Source organism: Citricoccus sp., assembly GCF_035445025.1.
Classification (GTDB): domain Bacteria; phylum Actinomycetota; class Actinomycetes; order Actinomycetales; family Micrococcaceae; genus Citricoccus.
On record NZ_DAOMPX010000004.1, the window covers coordinates 117110 to 133299 of the forward strand.

Below are 16190 nucleotides of genomic sequence, written 5' to 3' on the forward strand. Positions count from 1 at the left end.
CGGCCACACCCCTCCACCAGGAAGACCCGCAACGCATGACCGACTCCACCAGCCCGTCCACCGCCCGGCCCGGACCGACCGGCGCCTCCGAGCGCCGCGGCCCGCTCCGGCCCGGACAGCGGGTCCAGCTCAAGGACGCCAAGGGGCGGCTGAACACCATCACGCTCACCCCCGGCGGCCAGTTCCACAGCTACCAGGGGGTGCTGCGCCACGACGACCTGCTCGGCGGCCCCGACGGGGTGGTGGTGCAGAACTCCGCGGGCCACGACTACCAGGTGCTGCGGCCGCTGCTGAGCGACTTCGTGCTGTCCATGCCCCGCGGGGCCACGGTGGTGTACCCCAAGGACGCCGGCCAGATCGTCCAGATGGCCGACATCTTCCCCGGTGCGCGGGTGGTGGAGGCCGGCGTCGGTTCGGGCGGGCTGTCGATCTCCCTGCTGCGGGCCGTCGGTGACCTCGGCGAACTGCACTCCTACGAACGGCGCCCCGAGTTCGCGGACGTGGCCCGCGCCAACGTCCAGACGTTCTTCGGCGGCGAGCACCCGGCGTGGCAGATCCACCTGGGCGATGCCCAGGAGGAGATGACCCGCGTGCACGCCCCGGGCAGCGTGGACCGCGTGGTGCTGGACATGCTGGCCCCGTGGGAGTGCCTGGACGCGGTGGCCACCGTGCTGACCCCCGGCGGGGTGTGGCTCAACTACGTGGCCACCGCCACCCAGCTGTCCCGGGTCGCCGAGGCCATCCGGGCGGACGGCCGGTTCACCCAGACCGAGGCCTCCGAGACGATGGTGCGGGGCTGGCACCTGGACGGCCTGGCCGTGCGCCCCGACCACCGGATGGTGGCCCACACCGGGTTCCTGATCACCTGCCGGCGGCTGGCCTCGGGCGAGGAGGCCCTGCAGCTGAAGAAGCGGTCAAAGGTCTCCGAGTTCTCCGCCGAGGACATCGAGGCCTGGCAGCCGGCCGACGAGTCCCGCTGGACCCCCCAGGCCCTGGGGGAGCGACCGGTGACGGACAAGAAGGCCCGGAAGGCCGCCAAGGAGGCCGCCTCCATGGAACAGCGCGGAGCGCTGCGCCACCTCGAGGACCTCTGAGGGACGAGCCCGGCCCGTCGCGCCTAGGATGGACGGGCAAGGCCGACGGGGCACCCGCCCTAGCCCCTCGACCGGAAAGGCACTCGTGAGCGATTCCCTGCCCGGCACCGGCGCCGAGAGCGCGGTGGACCCCGCCCTGGCCAGCCAGCTGGACGCCGCCAAGCGCCGCTCGGCCACCCTGGTGGAGAAGAACCGGACGCTGGAGTACCAGCTGGAGACGGCCTCGCGGAACAACCGCCGCATGGTCGACCTGCTGGAGACCACCCGCGACGAGATCACCGTGCTGAAGAAGGCCCTGGAGATGGACGGGGAGGCGCCGTTCAGCTTCGCGACCGTCCTGCAGGTGCACCCGGCCCGTGAGGCCGTCGAGGGCGTCGAGATCGCCGCGACGGTCCAGGGCGGGGTGGACGTGCTGCACAACGGCCGCCGCATCCGGGTGGCGGTCTCGCCCCTGCTGGACGAGGCCAGGATCACCCAGGGCTGCGACGTGCTGCTCAACGACTCCCTCGTGATCGTGGCCGTCGTGGAGGGGGAGCGCACCGGCGAGCTCGTGCGGGTCAAGGAGACCCTGGACGGGGGGCTGCTGGTGGTCGTCGGCCGCGGCGACGAGGAACGCGTGGTCCGCCGGGCCGAACGCCTGGTCGCGGAGCGGGTCCGGGTCGGCGACGCCGTCACCCTGGACGCGCGCACCGGGTACGCCCTGGACCTGGTCCCGCTCACCGAGGTCCAGGACGTGGTCCTCGAGGAGGTGCCCGACGTCAGCTACGAGGACATCGGCGGTCTCGGCGAGCAGATCGAGCAGATCCGCGACTCGATCGAGCTGCCCTTCCTGCACCCGGGCCTGTACCGCGAGCACGGCCTCAAGGCGCCCAAGGGCATCCTGCTCTACGGCCCGCCCGGCACCGGCAAGACCCTGATCGCCAAGGCCGTCGCCTCCTCGCTGGCGGCGCGGTCCACGGAGGAGGCGCGGTCCTACTTCCTCAACATCAAGGGCCCCGAGCTGCTGAACAAGTACGTGGGCGAGACCGAACGGCACATCCGCACCATCTTCGCCCGCGCCCGGGAGAAGGCCTCCGACGGCTATCCGGTGGTGGTGTTCTTCGACGAGATGGAGTCCCTGTTCCGCACCCGCGGCTCCGGGATCTCCTCGGACGTGGAGACCACCATCGTCCCGCAGCTGCTGGCCGAGATCGACGGCGTCGAACGCCTCGACAACGTGATCGTCATCGGTGCCTCCAACCGCGAGGACATGCTGGACCCGGCGATCCTGCGGCCCGGCCGGCTGGACGTGAAGATCCACGTCTCCCGGCCCGACGCCACCGGTGCGGCGGACATCTTCAGCAAGTACCTCACCACCCGGCTGCCCCTGCACGCCAGCGAGATCCAGCGCACCGGGGGGCGCCAGGCCGCTGTCGACGCCATGATCGAGGCCGTCACGGCACACCTCTACGGCCGCGGACCGGAGACCGAGTACGTGGAGGTCACCTACGTGGACGGCAGCACCCGCACCCTGCACTTCGGCGACTTCGCCTCCGGGGCCGTGATCTCGTCGATCGTGGACCGTGCCAAGAAGCACGCCATCAAGGACTACCTCGCCGCCGGCCGGGACGAGACCGCCAAGGGCCTGACCACCGGTCACCTCCTGCAGGCCGTCCAGGAGGAGTTCGCCGAGCAGGAGGACCTGCCGAACAACGCCTCCCCGGAGGAGTGGGCCCGGATCGCCGGGCACCGCGGCGGCCGCGTGGCCTCCCTGCGGATGCTGGTGCGCGACCGGTTGCCCTCCGCCGAGGACCACGGTGACGGCCGGTCCCCGGGGGCGACGGAGTGAGCCACGTGCCGCCCGCACCCGGACGCCCGGGGGGACCGTCCGGCGTCGCGCCCGCGTGGCGCGGCCAGCGCGGGCTGGTCCCGGACGACGCCGTCCTGCCGGCCGGTCGGGACACCGCCGGCTGGGGCGTGCACCGGGTGATGGGCATGGAGACCGAGTTCGGCGTGCACGCCCCCGACAACCCCGGGGCGGGGCACACCGTGCTCTCCACCGAGGTGGTGAACGCCTACGCGGACGTGGTCACGGCCGAGGGGGGCGCCGTGGCCGGGACCGAATGGGACTACGGGGAGGAGTCCCCGCTGGTGGACGCCCGCGGCTGGCAGCTGCCCCGCTCGGCCGCCCACCCCACCCAGCTGACCGACCGGCCGCTGACGGACGACGACGGCAACCCCGTGCACCTGGTCATGAACCTCGTGCTGCCCAACGGCGCCCGGTTCTACGTGGACCACGCCCACCCCGAGTACTCCGCGCCGGAGACCACGAACCCGCTGGACGCCATGGTCTGGGACCAGGCGGGGGACCGGGTGGCCCTCGCGGCCTCCCGGCGGATCGCCCAGGCCCCGGGCGAGCCCCAGGTGCTGCTGTACAAGAACAACACGGACAACAAGTCCGTCTCCTACGGCGCGCACGAGAACTACCTCGTGACCCGCGCCCTGGACTTCGATGAACTCGCGGCCCGGCTCCTCCCGTTCTTCGCGGCCCGTCAGGTGGTCTGCGGGGCGGGCCGGGTGGGGATCGGGACGACCGGCCGCACGCCGGGCTTCCAGATCAGCCAGCGGGCGGACTTCTTCGAGGAACAGGTCGGCCTGGAGACCACGATCCGCCGGCCGATCGTCAACACCCGCGACGAACCCCACGCGGACCAGGAACGGTACCGGCGGCTGCACGTGATCATCGGGGACGCCAACCTGTCGCAGTACGCCACGTGGCTGCGGTGCGGGATGACCGCACTCGTGCTGTCCATGATCGAACTGGGCACGTGCCCGGTGCTCGAGCTGCGGGACCCCGTCGAGGCCCTGCAGTCGATCAGCCACGACCCCACCCTGGGCACCACGGTCGGGCTGGTCGACGGCCGCCGGCTCACGGGCGTGGACCTGATGGACCTGTACCGGGACGCCGCCGCCGCGCACGTGGAGCGGTTCGGAATGACCGACCCGGCCACGCTGGACGTCCTGCAGGCCTGGGGGGAGACCCTCGAGCTGCTCCGCTCGGATCCGGCCGCGCTGGCCGACCGGCTGGACTGGGTGGCCAAGTACCAGCTGCTCTCGGGCTACCGCCAGCGCCACGGGGTGGGCTGGGACGATCCGCGCATCGGCATGCTGGACCTGCAGTACGCCGACCTGCGGCCGGACAAGGGGCTGCACGCCGCCCTGGTCCGCCGGGGCTCGATGCGCACCCTGGTGCCGGAGGAGACGGTGCAGCGGGCCGTGCACACCCCGCCGGCGGACACCCGTGCGTGGGCGAGGGGCCGGACGGTGGGCGTCTTCGGCCAGCACGTCGTGGGCGCCAGCTGGGACACCCTGCTGCTGCGCCGGGACGGCGAGGGCCGCCTGTACCGCTTCCACCAGCGCGAGCCGCTCTCGGCCACGGCACAGCAGATGGCCGGGGTGTACGACGACGGCGCCGCACCCGGGTCCTTCGACCGCCTGCTGGCGGCCCTGTCCGGCGCCCAGGCGGACCCGCGGGCGTAGGCTGGGGGCACCCGACAGACGCAGGAGGCACGATGTCACAGCAGTACAGCGGATCGAGGTCCGAGCGCGAGGAGGACGTTCCGGCGCCGGAACCGGCCCCCGCGGGCGGCTCCGCACAGGCCGGCACCACCGACCTGGACAGCCTGCTGGACGAGATCGACTCGGTGCTGGAGACCAATGCCGAGGAGTTCGTCAAAGGCTTCGTCCAGAAGGGCGGGCAGTAACCGCCCATGGACCGCAGGATCTATGGCGTCGAGACCGAGTTCGGCGTGCACTACTCCCACCCGGGAGCCCGTCCGCTGACCCCGGAGGAGGTGGCCCGCTACCTCTTCCGCCCCGTCGTCGAGTGGGGACGGTCCTCGAACGTCTTCGTCTCCAACGGGTCCCGGCTCTACCTGGACGTGGGCTCCCACCCGGAGTACGCGACCGCCGAGTGCTCCACCCTGGACGAACTCGTCGCGGTGGACAAGGCCGGCGAGGTGATGATGCAGCAGCTCATCGACCAGGCCACGGAACGGATGGCCGCGGACGGATTCACGGGCACCATCTACCTGTACAAGAACAACGCCGACTCCGCCGGAAACTCCTACGGCTCCCATGAGAACTACCTGCTGAACCGGCGCACCGAGTTCCGCCGCCTGTCCGAGGCCCTGATCCCCTTCCTCATCACCCGGCAGCTGTACGCCGGGGCCGGGAAGGTGGTGGCGCCGCGGACCGGGGACACCGACCCGGGCACCCTGGACCGGGACCGGCCGGACGGCGCGCACTTCGCCTTCTCGCAGCGTGCCGACCACGTCATGGAGGGCATCTCCTCGGCCACCACCCGTTCGAGGCCGATCATCAACACGCGCGATGAACCGCACGCGGACGCCGCGGAGTACCGGCGCCTGCACGTGATCGTGGGGGACTCGAACATGTCCGAGACCACCCAACTGGTCCGGTTCGGCGCCACGGACCTGATGCTGCGGATGATCGAGGCCGGCACGCCCCTGGGCGACCACCAGCTGGAGAACCCCATCCTGGCGATCCGCCAGGTCTCGCACGACCTCACCGGCACCGCCGAGCTGTCCCTGCGCTCGGGACAGCGCCGGTCCGCGCTGCAGCTGCAACGGCACTACCTGGAGCAGGCCACCGCGTTCGTCGAGCGGCACGGGGCCCACCACGACCGCCTCGACGCCGTGCTCGACCTGTGGGAACGGGCCCTGGACGCCGTGGAACGCCAGGACCCCGCGGGCATCGACACCGAGATCGACTGGGCGATCAAGCAGCGGTTCCTGACCCGCTACGCCGACCGGCACGGGCTCGACTGGGACTCCGCCCGGCTGGCCCAGCTGGACCTGTCCTATCACGACATCACCCCCGGGCGGGGCCTGTTCACGCTGCTGCAGTCCCGCGGGGCGGCGGCCCGTTTCCTGGACGACGACGCCGTCCGGCAGGCGGTCGACACCCCACCGGCCACGACCCGCGCCGCACTGCGGGGGCGGTTCATCCAGGCGGCCCGCGAGTCCGGGCAGCCCTATGCGGTGGACTGGACGCACCTGAAACTCTCCGACCGGCCCCTGCTGACCGTCACCACCAAGGACCCGTTCCAGACCTCGTCCGAGCGGCTGGACGAACTGCTGCGGTCCATCCCGTCACCGGACCACGCCCCGGCCGAGGGACACCGGGACGGCGATGCGTCCAGCATCCATCCAGTGTGACGTGGCACAGTAGAGTGTCCGGGTCCCACCCCGGAGAGGGTTCCCCGGCGCCGACCGCGCCGCGGGCCCGCTGGCACTACCGAAGGATCCCATGACTGGTACCGCCCCCCGTTCCGCACCCCGCTCCCTGACCCGGTCCCCGCGCCGTCTCCGGGCGGCCGCGCCCCTGGGGATCGCCCTGGCCGGGGCGCTGCTGCTGGCCGGCTGCGCCGAACCGGAGGCGCGCGGCGCCGGAGACAAGGAGGCCCTCAAGCCGGTCTCGCTCTCGGTCGCCGAGGACGGGAGCCCGGAGGTCACCGTGGACGGGGAGATCGAGACCGACCAGGTCTCCTCCCGCGTCCTGAAGGACGGGGACGGCGAGGAGATCGAGCCGGGGGACGTCGCCATGGTCCAGACCGCCGTGGTGGACCCTGCCACGGGCGAGGTCACCGCGGACAACTTCACCCAGGGCTCGGAGGCGGTCCACCTCACGGAGGGGCTGAAGCAGGCGAACGAGGTCCTGTACAACATGATCGACCAGAACCGGGTCGGTGCGCAGGTCGCCTTCTTCATGCCCGCGGGGCAGCAGGGCCAGGGCGCCAGTGACCAGCTCATGGTCTTCCAGATCGCCGGGGCGAGCCCGGCCCGCGCCACCGGGGAGTCCGTCGGGGACGTCGACCCGAAGCTGCCCGCGGTGACGCTGGACGAGGAGTCCGGTGAGCCCACCATCGCCAAGCCCGAGGGCAAGGCTCCCCAGGACCTGGTGGTCCAGCCGCTCATCCAGGGAGATGGTGCCGAGGTGGGAGCCCAGGACTACGTCACCGTCCAGTACAAGGGCATCAAGTGGTCCGACGGTGAGGAGTTCGACTCCTCCTGGTCCCGGGACGAGCTCTCCGGCTTCCAGCTGACGGGCGTGATCGAGGGATGGACCGAGGGCCTGCAGGGCCAGAAGGTCGGTTCCCAGGTCCTGCTCGTCGTGCCGCCGGCGAAGGGTTACGGCGGCTCCGAGCACGAGCTGTCCAAGGAGACCCTGGTCTTCGTCGTCGACATCATCCACGCCATGCCCCCGGCCCAGCCGGCCGAACAGCCCCAGGGCGGTACCGGCGAGTCCACGGAGGGGGCCTCCGCCGAGCCCTCCCCGTCCGCCTCGGAGTAGTCCCGGGTCCGGCCGGCCCCCTGCCGAGTCTTCAGTAGGATGGGCTGACGCACCTCCCCCTCACCTGGAAGGAACCCCACCCATGTCCTTCGGACAGCGCAACTATGACCGTTCCCGCCCCGAGATCGAATTCCCGGGGGAGACCCCACCGGAGGACCTCGTCATCGAGGACCTGATCGAGGGCTCCGGTCCCGCCGTGCAGGCCGGGGACAACGTCGAGTGCCACTACGTCGGGGTCGCCTGGTCCACCGGCGCCGAGTTCGACGCCTCCTGGAACCGCGGACAGCCGCTGCCCTTCACGGTGGGCGTCGGCCAGGTCATCAAGGGCTGGGACGACGGGCTGCTGGGCATGAAGCCCGGGGGACGCCGCCGGCTGGAGATCCCGCCGCACCTGGCCTACGGGGACAACGGCGCCGGTGCGGAGATCGGCCCCGGGGAGACCCTCATCTTCGTCGTGGACCTCGTCGACGTCCGCTGATCCCCGGCGTGAGCGCACCCTCGTCCCCGGATCCGGCCTTCCAGCCCCCGGCCACGGAGCGCATCGTCTCCGTGCTGTGGCTGCTGCTCGCCCATGAACGCCGCGGTGTCACGAAGGACGCCCTGCGCCGCTACGTGGACGGTTATGCCGCCGCGACCTCGGAGCAGGCCTTCGAGAAGATGTTCACCCGGGACAAGGAGGTCCTGAAGGACATCGGGGTGCCCCTCAGGGCCCACGAGGTCCAGGAGACCGGGAACTGGGAGGGTGCGGAACGTGCCGACGAGGTGCGCTACCGCATCGACCCCGGGCAGATGTACCTGCCGCACGTCGACTTCACCAACGCCGAGCGCCTCGCCCTGGTCAGGGCCCGCTCGGCGTGGCAGGGCTCCGACGTCGACCGCGCCGTGGTCCGCGCGCTCGGCAGGCTCGATGCGGGGGAGGACTGGGTGGCGGCCACCTCCACCTCCGACCACGAGGCCTTCGGGGCCCGGCTGGCCGGTGCCGACCGCACCCTCACTGCCCTGGCCGATGCGGTCCGGGGCCAGTCCGTCATCGCCTTCGACTACCGCACCGCCGGTGCGCCGGAGGCGCACCGGCGTACCGTGCGGGCCTGGGCCCTGACCAACCCCACGGGCGTCTGGTACCTCGTCGGCTGGGACCTCGACCGTCAGGCCCAGCGGACGTTCCGGCTCACGCGCATGGAGTCCGAACCCCGCCCGGCCACGGACGGCGGACGCCCGGCTCCCGGGCGCCCCGCGGGCTTCGACCTGCAGGCCGTGCGCGACCTCGTCTCCGGTGAACGGGAACCGGCCACGGTGGACCTGGAGCTGCGCCCCGGCCGGGCGGTCGGGCTGCGCCTGGGCGCCGAGCCCCGGGGGACCACCCCTGACGGCTGGGACCGGGTGACCCTGGGATACACCCGCCCGGCCGAACTGGCCGGCTCCGTCGCCGCGGCCGGACCCACCGCGCGGGTGCCGGCAACCTCGGCCACGGTGCGCGACGCCGTCGTGCGCCTGCTGGACGGTGCCCTGGCGGCCCACCGGCTGCCCGTCCCGCCCTATGAGCTGGCCGAACCGCGACGCCGCCGCAACCGCCGCAGTGACCGGGACAGGGTCGCGACCATGGTGGACGTCATCGGGCTGATCAACCAGCGTGGGGCCATGCCCCGCACCGAGCTGGCGGAGCGGCTCGACGTCACCGACGCGGAACTGGAGAGGATCCTCCAGGAGCTCCAGTTCTGCGGGATGCCCGAGCGGTACTTCGCCGGCGAGCAATTCGAGGTCGAGGACCAGGACGGGCGGATACGCATCAGCCAGGCGGAGGACCTGTCCGGTCCGCTGCGGCTGAGCATCCCGGAGGCCGCTGCCCTGCTCGTCGGGCTGCGCGCCTCCGCGGGCATCCCCGGACTGTCCGAGGAGGAGCGTGACGCCGCGCGGACGGCGCTGGCCAAGATCGTGGCCGCGTCCGGCCCCGAGGTGGAGCGCGCGGCGGACGGCATCAACGCCCGGTTCGACTTCGGCCCCTACGCCGAGGTGGCGGGGCGACTGCACGCCGCGGTGCGGGAGCGCCGGGTGCTGACCATCACGTACCACGCCGCCGGGCGGGACGAGCAGAGCCGGCGCGAGGTCGAGCCCCTGCGGATCACCACCGAGGGCGGGCACGGCTACCTCCAGGCGTGGTGCCGGCACCAGGAGGGGCTGCGCAACTTCCGGCTCGACCGGATCGGGGAGATCGAGGAGACCGGGGAGATCCACGCCGGGCGGCAGGTGGCCCTGGACGGGCCGCTGTTCTCCCCGCACGGCGCCGAGAGCACCGCCCACGTGCTCTTCGCCCACCGGATCCGGGACCTGGCCGACGGGTTCCGCCCCGAGCGCACGGCCACGCTGGCGGACGGGTCCGTGGTGGCCGAGGTTCGTCTCACCTCCGCGGACTACGCGCGCGCCCAGGCCGCCCGGCACGGGGGTGAATTCCGCGTGCTGTCACCGGCATCACTCGTCGACGCGGTGACCGGCTGGCTCGCGGAGGCCAGGGCCGGTTATGACGTGCCCGAGGCGTCCCCGCCCAGCCCCGTGCCGTAGACTCGAACCGTTCAATCGAAAGGACGTCCTCATGTTCGCCGGACTCCAGGGATGGCAGCTCGTCATCATCATCGCCCTGGTGCTGCTGTTGTTCGCAGCACCCAAGCTGCCCGCAATGGCCCGCAACCTCGGGCAGTCCATGCGGATCTTCAAGTCCGAGGTCAAGCAGATGAAGGACGACGACGGACACGGCAGGAGCACGGGCCAGGACGGCTCCGCCCCGGTCGAGGGCCGCATCGTCGACGGTGGCCAGGCCGACGCCCCGCGCGCCGGCGACCGCCGCACCACCGGTTCCGACGACCAGAAGTAGGCGGGCGGTCCGCACTCCATGTCGACCGCTTCCGAGGCCGGCCGCTCCCGGCGCGTCCGCGTGTCCCGGAGGAAGAACCCCGACGGGCAGATGCCCCTCAAGGACCACCTGAGGGAACTGCGCAACCGGCTGATCATCGCCGGCATCGGGCTCTTGCTCGGCGCCATCGTCGGGTTCATCATCTACCAGCCGTTCTTCTCGGCCCTGATCGACCCGGTCCACCGGCTCTCGGACGAGGGGCGGATCGTGACCGTGGCCTTCAGCGCCGTGGGCCAGCCCTTCGACATCATGCTGCAGGTCGCGCTCTTCGTGGGCGTGGTCATCTCCAGCCCCGTCTGGCTCTACCAGCTCTGGGCCTTCGTGGTCCCCGGGCTGAAGAAGAAGGAGAAGCGCTACGCGCTGGGCTTCATCGCCGCGGCCGTCCCGCTGTTCGTCCTCGGCGTCGGGCTGGGCTGGCTCGTGCTCCCGGAGGCCGTCCAGTTCTTCGTGGGCCTGTCCCCGGAGGGCACGGCGAACGTCATCACCGCGGACGTGTACATCCCGTTCGTGCTGCGGCTGTTCCTCGCCTTCGGGGTGGCCCTGGTGCTGCCCGTCGTGCTGGTCGGCCTGAACATGCTCGGGGTGCTGCCCGGGCGGCAGATCCTCAAGCACTGGCGCATCACGGTCTTCGTCATCGCCCTGATCGCCGCCCTGGCCGCGCCGGGGTCCGACGCGATGACCATGTTCTACCTGGCCATCCCCCTGGTGCTGCTCTTCGGCGTGGCCATCGTCATCTGCCTGATCAACGACCGGCGCCGGGCCCGGCGCACGGCGCGGCTCGAGCAGGCCAACGAGGACTACCTCGGCACCGGGCCCACGCCGCTGCGCGACCTCTGACCCCGCACGCCCCGGGGGGACCGCAGGAGGGGCATGTCCTAGGCTGGGTGCATGGCACCTTCCGCGGATGACACCACCGGCCGGCTGAGCCCCGCGGAGCGGTACGCCGCAGCCCGCCGCCGTACCGCCGAGGCGAAGACCGAGCTGGGCCGGTTCACCGCCACCCTGGACTTCCCGCTGGACCCCTTCCAGGACCAGGCCTGCCGAGAGCTCGAGGCCGGCAACGGCGTGCTCGTGGCCGCCCCCACCGGGGCCGGCAAGACCGTGGTGGGCGAGTTCGCGATCCACCTGGCCCTCGCCGCCGGCCAGAAGGCGTTCTACACCACCCCGATCAAGGCCCTGAGCAACCAGAAGTACCAGGACCTCGTCGCCACCTACGGCACGGAACGGGTGGGCCTGCTCACCGGTGACACCGCCATCAACTCGCACGCCGACGTGGTGGTGATGACCACCGAGGTGCTGCGCAACATGCTCTACGCGGACTCCGACACCCTCGTCAACCTGGGTTTCGTGGTCATGGACGAGGTGCACTACCTGGCCGACCGGTTCCGCGGCGCGGTGTGGGAGGAGGTCATCATCCACCTGCCCGAGCACGTGCAGCTGGTCTCGCTCTCCGCCACGGTCTCCAACGCCGAGGAGTTCGGGGCCTGGCTGGACACCGTCCGCGGGTCCACGGCCGTGGTCGTCTCCGAGCACCGGCCCGTGCCCCTGTGGCAGTACGTGATGGCCGGGACCCAGCTGTACGACCTGTTCGCCACGGAGGTCGCCTTCGACGAGATCGGCCCGGACACCCCGGTGCGGGACCCCGCCGATCCCGACGCCGGCCCCACGGGAACCCCGCAGCCCACCGGTCAGCTCGTGCTCAACCCCGAGCTGGCCCGGTTGGCCGAGGACCAGCGACGGCGGGAGGAACGCAGCGACTGGGGTCGGCCGAACCGTCAGCAGTACGGCGGCGGCCGGGGCGGCCGCGGGAGCGGGCCCCGGGGGCGCGGCAGGGGCGGGGGAAAGCCCGCCCGAGGACAGCGGAACACGGCGTCCCCGGGTTACGGACGCCGTGAGGACGTCACCACCACGCGGTACGACGGCGGTGGCTCCGGTGGGCCGGGACCGGCCGGAGGCCGTCACGAGGCTCCGCAGCGCGCCCGCAGCGACCTGCGCGTGTCCCGTCCCGGCATGGTCCGCACCCTGGAACGCGAGGGCCTGCTGCCCTGCATCACCTTCGTCTTCTCGCGCGCCGGCTGTGACGGTGCCGTGGAGCAGTGCCTGTGGGCCGGACTGGACCTGACCACTCCGGGAGAGAAGCAGCAGATCCAGTCCGTGGTGGACGAGGCCGCCGGATCGCTGCCGCCCGAGGACCTGGACGTGTTGGGGTTCTGGGGCTGGCGGGACGGGTTGTCCCGGGGCTTCGCCGCCCACCACGCCGGTATGCTCCCGCCGTTCAAGGAGGTCGTGGAGAAGCTGTTCGGCGCCGGCCTGGTCAAGGTCGTCTTCGCCACCGAGACCCTGGCCCTCGGCGTGAACATGCCGGCCCGCACCGTGGTGATCGAGAAGCTGGAGAAGTTCAACGGCGAGGCCCACGTCAACATCACCGCGGGGGAGTACACCCAGCTGACCGGGCGGGCGGGACGCCGGGGGATCGACGTCGAGGGCCACGCCGTGGTGCTCTGGCGGCCCGGACTGGATCCGGCCGCCGTGGCCGGGCTGGCCTCGCGCCGGACCTACCCGCTAAACTCCTCGTTCCGGCCCACCTACAACATGTCCGTGAACCTCATCGCCCAGTTCGGCCTCGAGCGCTCCCGCACCATCCTGGAGTCCTCGTTCGCGCAGTTCCAGGCGGACCGCTCGGTCGTGGGCCTGGCCCGCGAGGTCCGCAGCCGCGAGGAGTCGCTGGCCGGTTACGAGAAGTCCATGACCTGCCACCTGGGGGACTTCACCGAGTACGCCCGGCTGCGCAAGGAACTCTCGGAGGCGGAGAAGGACTCCTCCAAGGGCCGCCACCGCGCCCGCCAGCGGGCGGTCAAGGAGTCCCTGGCCAACCTGCTGCCCGGGGACGTCGTCGAGGTGCCCGGGCCACGCCGGCTGGGCACCGTCGTCGTGGTGTTCCCCGCCGGCAACCCGGCGAACCCGCGGGTCGGCGTGATCACCCAGCAGGCCCAGCTGCGCCGCATCTCCACCGAGGACCTCGATGCCCCCGTGGACCCGGTGGCCGGGGCCAGGCTGCCGCAGAACATCCAGGTGAAGACCCCCAGCCAGCGCAAGGACATCGCCTCCGCCATGCGGTCGGCCCTGCGCGAGCACCGCCCGGCGCCCGGTGGCCGGTCCACCGCGGGCTTCCGGTTCCGGGACGAGGGAGCCGGGGAACGGGTCGAGGACCTGAGACGGCAATTGGAGCGGCACCCCTGCCACGGGTGCCGGGACCGCGAGGAGCACGCCCGCTGGGCCGAGCGCTGGTGGAAGCTGCGCAAGGAGGTGGACCAGCTCTCCGCCCGCATCGCCGGGCGCACGAACACGATCGCCCGCGCGTTCGACCGATTGACCGGCCTGCTCACCACCTACGGTTACGTGGACGCCGAGGCCGCGGTGGCCGGGGCCGTGGCCGGGACCACGGCGTCCCCGGGGGTGACCGCCTCCGGCCAGACGCTGCGCCGGATCTACGGTGAGCGGGACCTGCTGACCTCCCTGTTGCTCGAGGACGGCCTGGCGCGCGAACTCGACCCGGAGGAACTGGCGGGCTTCGCGGCCCTGCTGGTCTACCAGGCCAAGGGCGACGAGACCGTGGGCATCCCGCAGATGCCCACCGCCCGGCTCCAGGAGGTCCTGGACCGCACCGGTGAGCACTGGTACGAGCTCCAGCTGGCCGAACGGGGTGCCCAGCTCGAACCGACGCCCGAGCCGGACGCCGGACTGGTCTGGCCCATCCACCGGTGGGCCCGGGGACGGAACCTGCGCGACGCCCTCAAGGGCACGGACCTCGCCGCGGGGGACTTCGTGCGGTGGGCCCGCCAGGTGATCGACCTGCTGGACCAGCTCTCCAAGGTGCCGGGCCACCCCGGGTTGCCGCGCCAGTGCCAGCGTGCCGTGGATCTCATCCGCCGCGGCGTGGTCGCGTACTCGAGTGTGGATACGCTGGACGGATGACCACTCTCTACGTCAACGGCACCATCCACTCCGCGTCCGACCCCTACGCCACGGCCGTGCTCGTGGACGGCGGGTCCGTCGCCTGGGTCGGAACCGATGACACCGCCGACCAGATGCGGTTGCGCGCCGGGGCGGACTGGGAGGTCGTGGACCTTGATGAGGCCCTCGTGGTCCCCGCCTTCGTGGACTCGCTCGGCCCGGCCACCGGTGCCGACCCCGCGTCGTCGGGGGTGTTCCTCTCGGTGGCCATCGGCACCGTCGGCACCGCCGGCACTGCGGGTTCCGTCAGGGGCGACGGCGCCGCCACCGTGACCTACCGGCCGGTCGAGGCAGACCGGGTGCCCCGGTCCCTCCAGGAGGCCCGCGTCGCGGCGGGGGAGGGCGACGCCGGGGGTACGGCCGTGGCCGGACTGGCCGCCGGCGTGGGGCCGGAGGGGCTGGATGCCGGGGCCGCGGCCCATCTGGCCGGCGTGGCCACCGAGGCCGGCGTCCAGGTGTACTTCCTGCCGGAGGACGCCGAGGGCCTGGAGGCCGTGATCGCCGCCGTCGCCGGGGCCGCCGATGCCCAGGGGCAGGCCGCCACCGGGCGGGCCCGGCACCGCGTCGCGTGGAACGGCCCCGTTGCGGAGTCCACGATCGAGCACCTGGCCCGCCTGGGCGTGTCCGTGACCGTGGTCCCGGACGCCACCGGTGCCATCCTCGCGCCCGTCGCCTCGCTGCTCGCCCGGGGGGTTCCGGTCTGCCTCGGCACCGGGGCCGGGCCCGGGGACCTCTGGTCGGCCATCCGGGCCTGCCTCGAGCACGGGGACCCGGACCAGCGGATCTCCGCCCGGGCCGGTTTCACCGCCGCCACCCGGGCCGGGCTGCGCGCGCTGCCCGCCGCCGTCGCCGACCGGTTCGGGACGGCCGGCCGGATCGCACCGTCCGCTCCGGCCACGTTCGGCATCTGGGCCACGGAGGCGCTCAGCGTGCAGGCACCGGATGGACGCGTGGCCGCCTGGAGCACCGACACCCGCGCCGGGACCCCGCTGCTTCCGGTCCTCGAGGAGGGCACCGCGGCCCCGCGGTGCGTGGCCACGGTCGTGGACGGCGCCCTCGCCCACCGGTCCTGAGCCCCCCCGGCCGTCCCCTCCCCGACGGCCACCCCTATACTTGACTGCCAATGCCCCCGGACGACCCGAAGGACTTCTCCAGCATGCGCGTGCTCACCATCATCCCCACGTACAACGAGATCGAGTCACTGCCCCGCACCCTCGATCGACTGCGCGTGGCCGTCCCGGAGTCGGACGTGCTGGTGGTGGACGACGCCTCGCCGGACGGCACGGGCCAGTGGGCCGATGATGCAGCCTCCTCGGACGCGCAGGTCCACGTCCTGCACCGGACCCAGAAGAACGGGCTGGGCGGGGCGTACATCGCCGGCTTCCGCTGGGGCCTGGAGCGCGGGTACGACGTGCTGGTGGAGATGGACGCCGACGGCTCCCACCAGCCGGAACAGCTGCCCCGGCTGCTCGAGGCCGTCGACGGCGCGGACCTGGTGATCGGCTCCCGTCGCGTCCCGGGCGGCAAGATGGTGAACTGGCCGGCCCACCGCAAGCTCATCTCGGCCTGCGGCTCGCTGTACCCCCGGATCATGCTCGGCCTGAAGCTCACCGACGTCACCGCCGGCTACCGCGCCTACCGTGCGGACACGCTGCGCGCGATCGACCTGGACGACGTCCAGTCCAAGGGCTACGGCTTCCAGGTCGACATGACCTTCCGCACGGCGCTGCTGGGCAAGCGGATCACCGAGGTGCCGATCACCTTCGTGGAACGCGAGTACGGCGAGTCCAAGATGAGCGGGAACATCATCACCGAGGCCGTCG

The 16190-nt window shown here is 72.4% G+C and carries 13 protein-coding genes; all 13 read left to right on the forward strand.

Features of this window, described 5'->3' with window-relative positions; genetic code table 11:
• Positions 1-35: 35 nt before the first annotated feature.
• A complete protein-coding gene (locus PLJ28_RS02945) occupies positions 36-1094 on the forward strand; it encodes a tRNA (adenine-N1)-methyltransferase (protein ID WP_010142693.1) in 1059 nt (352 codons plus the stop codon).
• An 85-nt stretch (positions 1095-1179) separates the two neighbouring features.
• A complete protein-coding gene (arc, locus tag PLJ28_RS02950; RefSeq protein ID WP_298045470.1) occupies positions 1180-2922 on the forward strand; it encodes a proteasome ATPase in 1743 nt (580 codons plus the stop codon).
• Positions 2923-2927: 5 nt separating this feature from the next.
• The gene (gene dop / locus PLJ28_RS02955) at positions 2928-4613 is read left to right on the forward strand and encodes a depupylase/deamidase Dop (RefSeq protein ID WP_298045472.1); all 1686 of its coding nucleotides are present in this window, start codon (positions 2928-2930) and stop codon (positions 4611-4613) included.
• A 32-nt stretch (positions 4614-4645) separates the two neighbouring features.
• Positions 4646-4837 (forward strand): ubiquitin-like protein Pup, encoded by a 192-nt coding sequence (locus tag PLJ28_RS02960; protein WP_298045474.1) that lies wholly within the window; start codon positions 4646-4648, stop codon positions 4835-4837.
• 6 nt (positions 4838-4843) lie between these two features.
• On the forward strand, positions 4844-6313 hold the full coding sequence (gene pafA / locus PLJ28_RS02965; protein WP_298045475.1) for a Pup--protein ligase: 1470 nt from the start codon (positions 4844-4846) through the stop codon (positions 6311-6313).
• A gap of 91 nt (positions 6314-6404) precedes the next feature.
• On the forward strand, positions 6405-7448 hold the full coding sequence (locus PLJ28_RS02970) for an FKBP-type peptidyl-prolyl cis-trans isomerase (protein WP_298045477.1): 1044 nt from the start codon (positions 6405-6407) through the stop codon (positions 7446-7448).
• A gap of 82 nt (positions 7449-7530) precedes the next feature.
• Complete coding sequence (locus PLJ28_RS02975) at positions 7531-7926, forward strand: FKBP-type peptidyl-prolyl cis-trans isomerase (protein WP_010142700.1); 396 nt, start codon at positions 7531-7533, stop codon at positions 7924-7926.
• A gap of 8 nt (positions 7927-7934) precedes the next feature.
• A complete protein-coding gene (locus PLJ28_RS02980) occupies positions 7935-10004 on the forward strand; it encodes a helix-turn-helix transcriptional regulator (protein ID WP_183525989.1) in 2070 nt (689 codons plus the stop codon).
• Between the two features lie 31 nt (positions 10005-10035).
• On the forward strand, positions 10036-10314 hold the full coding sequence (gene tatA, locus PLJ28_RS02985) for a Sec-independent protein translocase subunit TatA (protein ID WP_298045480.1): 279 nt from the start codon (positions 10036-10038) through the stop codon (positions 10312-10314).
• An 18-nt stretch (positions 10315-10332) separates the two neighbouring features.
• Positions 10333-11190 (forward strand): twin-arginine translocase subunit TatC, encoded by an 858-nt coding sequence (tatC, locus tag PLJ28_RS02990; RefSeq protein WP_255459431.1) that lies wholly within the window; start codon positions 10333-10335, stop codon positions 11188-11190.
• Positions 11191-11241: 51 nt separating this feature from the next.
• The gene (locus tag PLJ28_RS02995) at positions 11242-14328 is read left to right on the forward strand and encodes a DEAD/DEAH box helicase (RefSeq protein ID WP_298045483.1); all 3087 of its coding nucleotides are present in this window, start codon (positions 11242-11244) and stop codon (positions 14326-14328) included.
• Positions 14325-15440 carry an amidohydrolase family protein gene (locus tag PLJ28_RS03000; protein ID WP_324589872.1) on the forward strand — a complete coding sequence of 372 codons (1116 nt, stop codon included), beginning with the start codon at positions 14325-14327 and terminating at the stop codon, positions 15438-15440. The genes PLJ28_RS02995 and PLJ28_RS03000 overlap by 4 nt, the downstream gene beginning before the upstream one ends.
• 83 nt (positions 15441-15523) lie before the next feature.
• Positions 15524-16190: polyprenol monophosphomannose synthase (locus PLJ28_RS03005; protein WP_324589873.1), on the forward strand; the 667-nt coding region annotated here is incomplete at its 3' end.